This is a genomic window from Rhizobium tibeticum (assembly GCF_900110205.1).
In the GTDB taxonomy this organism is placed as follows: Bacteria; Pseudomonadota; Alphaproteobacteria; order Rhizobiales; family Rhizobiaceae; genus Rhizobium; species Rhizobium tibeticum.
Map to the genome: position 1 here is coordinate 1 of NZ_FOCV01000109.1, position 3,664 is coordinate 3,664.

The window sequence follows — 3,664 nt, forward strand, 5'->3', positions numbered from 1 at the left end:
CTGCGGATGGCGTCTTTCGCTGGCCTTTCATCCGTTAAGTTTACGATGCCTGGACAGAGTTGGTTGACTTCGGTAAACACTTGGAGCGCCGCTTTACCTTCCCCGTGCAGTCTGCGAATACACCGCGTTGCCTTCACGACGGCATTGGATGAGGGCGACGACCCGAAGGCATCCCGCCCCGCCGTCTTCGCAAGCGGGAGCACAGCTTTGAGCGGATCTCTACCGGCAGCGGTGGGCGTTGGGAGATCCCCGCGCCAAACTTAAGCGGCGCCGCCGCATCATAACCCGGGACAAGCTCGAGCCAACTTTCCTCGACTTCGTCGACTCGCGAGCATCATGCTTGAGTTTAGGCGTCTCTGTGGCGGGGTGATGGGGGCTGCTGACGGGCAGACGACTAGCGTACATGAAAAGAACCGGGTTCGGATGGCGAACCGATCGATGAACGCCGAGAGCACGCACATTCGAATTGGATCCGATCCATGTCACTCCATGTTTAAGTCGCTTTAGCGGCTCGAACATACCTCAGCATACGATCTGCCATTATCTTGTTGCCGTCCTGACTCGTGACAGCACGCTACGCGACAAGTAGTCGTCAATTTTGTCGGCTCCTCGACACGGGCTTGCTTCGTGTGGGGTTGTCTTTTCTAAGCTAAGTAGCTGATACGGCACCGCAATCACTGTTTGTTCAGCTCATTTTTCCCTTGGCATGGCTTTTGAAAGGCTTCCAGGGTTGGTGGTGGAAGCTGCCGGTGGCATCCACGTCGCACGACACTGTCTTATTCGCTTTTTCTTCAGCTCGCTTATTTGGTAGGGTGCTTTTTCTCATCTGGTAGGCTGGCTGCAAGCGGAGAGCTGTCCAAAGAACCTAGTATTTCGCTTCTTGCGAGGAGGACGACCGCCCTAGGAACCATTATGTTAAATCCGCAGACAGACACAGCTGTCGGTGACAGCGCACATCACTGCTCCCCGCGGGAGTGCTCAGTGGTCAGCACGGAGCGTGTAACCAAACTGGCCGTTCAGCTTATATGGTTATTGGACGTAATCTACCGTTCAAAGAGGGGTGTATTCTGCCCATTATAAGAGCGCATTCCCGAATATGAAATTTGAGGGACGGCCGGAGTAAACTAGAGAGCGAAGCCGCGGCGCTCGGGCTTGCTCGATCGTCGCCCGACGGCCAAGCACTGGTCCGAAACAAGAATTCACGAGGAGAACCGCGTGCTAAATAGACTCGAAAAAAAGACTCCGAACCAGGTAGATATTCTTGTCGGCCAACGAATTCGAATCCGGCGGATCTGGATGGAGATGGCACAGCAGGCGCTTGGGGAAGCTATCGGGGTCACATTTCAGCAGGTGCAAAAGTATGAAAAAGGCAGGAACCGGATTGGAGCGGGCCGTCTCCAACTGATCGCAGACACGCTCGGAGTGCCGGTGTCGTACTTTTTCGGTGACGCGCCTAAAGACGGCAGCGCGAGCGACGAAAGCAGCGGCAGTGGCAAAAATGGTGTTAAGTCGGAAGTAGTGGAATTCTTGGAGTTTGCAGCCACTCCACATGGCCTTTCGCTGGCCTTTCATCCGTTAAGTTTACGATGCCACTCAATGCCGCGCTCAGCCAGCAGATCTTCTACATGACGCAGGCTCAGCGGGAAAACGATGACGCTTGTAGCGGTGCGTCGTAACATCGGTCGGCGGGTTCGAGTTCATGCCGGTAAATACCGCCGCAAACGTTAAAGCGACGCTACCCCTCCCAGCGTTCAATTACTGTCATGATTTCTCACTGGCCTGTTGCGGCGTACTGGCGGCTTGGGGCCCCCTGGTAACGATGAAATCTGGCTCACCGTAAAGTTCGCAGTTCGTGCTCGCTACCTGTCAAATTTGATAGGTGGCGCGGGTGAGGAATTTAGGCAAGTTTGCACGCGTAGTTAGCAACAGTATTGGTGCATGCTTTAACATGGGAGTGAAAGATGAACAAAGATCGTGGTGAAAAGAAAATTGCCGAGCTGACTGAACTTAAACTTGAAAGTCGTGAGAAACTTCGAGCCGCCAGATTGGAAATTTCGAAGCTCGACTCACAGCTGTTGAAAGTCGGCGCAAGGCTCAACGACTTGGGTGCAGTCTGCTGGTGAAGCAATGGACCAGGGAGCCCGCCAAAGTTGGTCGCGCGAGAGGACGTGGAAGGCATCAAGGCCAAAGCGATGGGCTGTGGTGAGATTTCGGTAAAATGGAATTCCAGAAAATCTAGGCAATTTGAATTGCTTTATTAAATCTTTGATGGTGCGGTCGCGTCGATCGTCACATCGCTAACTGGAGCGTAAAAATGGCAGATCATTATCTAAGATATGGCGATAAAATGCGCATCATCAACGCATACGGAGGAGATGGGAAAGGTGGCTACCTCGGTATTGGCGGGGCATCGAAAGTAATTAGTGCCGTGGACGCTGTTGGAACGTGGGCGGCCCTACAAAACGTTGACGATGCTACGCAATGGACAATAATAGGGCCGGCGGGCTCCAGTAGGAACACTGGAGACAACGTTTACAGTGGTGATCAGATTACTCTTCAAAATTACAAAGATGGAAGTTATTTGGCATTATTCAACGCCAATCCGGCGAGTAACAGCGGTTATCCCGTGGCAACCACCGCCACTTTGGATGATAATTCGATTACCCCCGCCTGGTACATCCTTATTAGTACCGCAAATAAAGCCAATGATTCAAGGCTGATCGACAAAGATAATATATACTTGGTGGCTACTTTTGGTCAAATGGGAGGCATTTTGGACACCAACGGCGTAGGTGCTGGCGGCTTCAAGTACAGCGTCACGGGTGCGCGTCTCGTTAATCGTGATGGCGGAAGCGGCTCATGGCAGGTAATGAAATTCACAGGCTGAGCTTAAATCTGTCCAACGCATTGTGGTCTCCAATGAAAGAACTCAAGGGGCAAAGCACTACCATTTGGCGGCGTTCCTTGAGTTCGGTTAGGTGTTGAGCGGCGTTGGTGCGCGGATATGAAATCGAACGCATTTCGATCTTTGATGTAGTTGGTTATGCCTGCGTGACTTGACGCGGGATAGACTCCGGGCGTCCACACGCCAGCATGCGGTTGAGAACGATGCAACCGATGGCAACCTCGGTCTGTTGAGCCGGAAGAGAGCGTGCTCGCAGGCGCCGTCCGATCAGCCCCTTGTATCGTCCGATGGCTGTTTCGCTCAGTGCCCGCTTGCCATAGCCGGTGGCTGCCTGCCATTTCAGCCGACCGTCGCTTGCGATTGCGGCAATGTGCTTGTCCCTTTGACCCGGCGGTCGGCGTTGTCACGTTGTTTGAAATGTGGCCGCGTGAGGCCGATACCGCGCTTTTCAGGCAGGCCGTGCACTCACGGCTTCCCACGCGGCCATGGCTTGGCGTCGATGGGTTCGAATTTGTGCTGCGGAGCGGTTGGTCTGGGATGGGACGAAGAGATTTCGGACGGCGGAGAAGATCGACACGAAATGCTGCAATGAGCCGACCGACCGGAAACCCTGTCGCGTTCGTTCCCGTTTTCGGAACGGCAGGTGAGAATTCTCCGCCCGGTTGGGCATCGTCAACTTAACGGAATGTGGAATTCGATGTGCGATGAAGGTTCATGACAGACCGTGATCCACTCTATCGTCGACATCGCTTTCGCGCT

At 53.7% G+C, this 3,664-nt stretch carries 4 protein-coding genes and 1 pseudogene; 3 read left to right on the forward strand and 2 right to left on the reverse strand.

Annotated elements, in window-relative coordinates:
- Window positions 1-1,215 precede the first annotated feature (1,215 nt).
- From BSG20_RS34780 to BSG20_RS34785, 3 genes are all read left to right on the forward strand, one after another.
- Entirely contained in the window at window positions 1,216-1,629 is a 414-nt protein-coding gene (locus BSG20_RS34780) for a helix-turn-helix domain-containing protein (protein WP_244551850.1), read from the forward strand.
- A gap of 332 nt (window positions 1,630-1,961) precedes the next feature.
- On the forward strand, window positions 1,962-2,123 hold the full coding sequence (locus BSG20_RS36930; protein ID WP_177309936.1) for a hypothetical protein: 162 nt from the start codon (window positions 1,962-1,964) through the stop codon (window positions 2,121-2,123).
- Between the two features lie 191 nt (window positions 2,124-2,314).
- Complete coding sequence (locus BSG20_RS34785) at window positions 2,315-2,887, forward strand: hypothetical protein (protein WP_093041958.1); 573 nt, start codon at window positions 2,315-2,317, stop codon at window positions 2,885-2,887.
- A 154-nt stretch (window positions 2,888-3,041) separates the two neighbouring features.
- Here BSG20_RS34785 and BSG20_RS34790 read toward each other — a convergent pair.
- Window positions 3,042-3,296 (reverse strand): annotated as a pseudogene (locus BSG20_RS34790) (IS5/IS1182 family transposase); the annotation flags it as partial.
- 57 nt (window positions 3,297-3,353) lie between these two features.
- Complete coding sequence (locus BSG20_RS38265) at window positions 3,354-3,611, reverse strand: DDE-type integrase/transposase/recombinase (RefSeq protein ID WP_420884151.1); 258 nt, start codon at window positions 3,609-3,611, stop codon at window positions 3,354-3,356.
- Window positions 3,612-3,664: the final 53 nt, after the last annotated feature.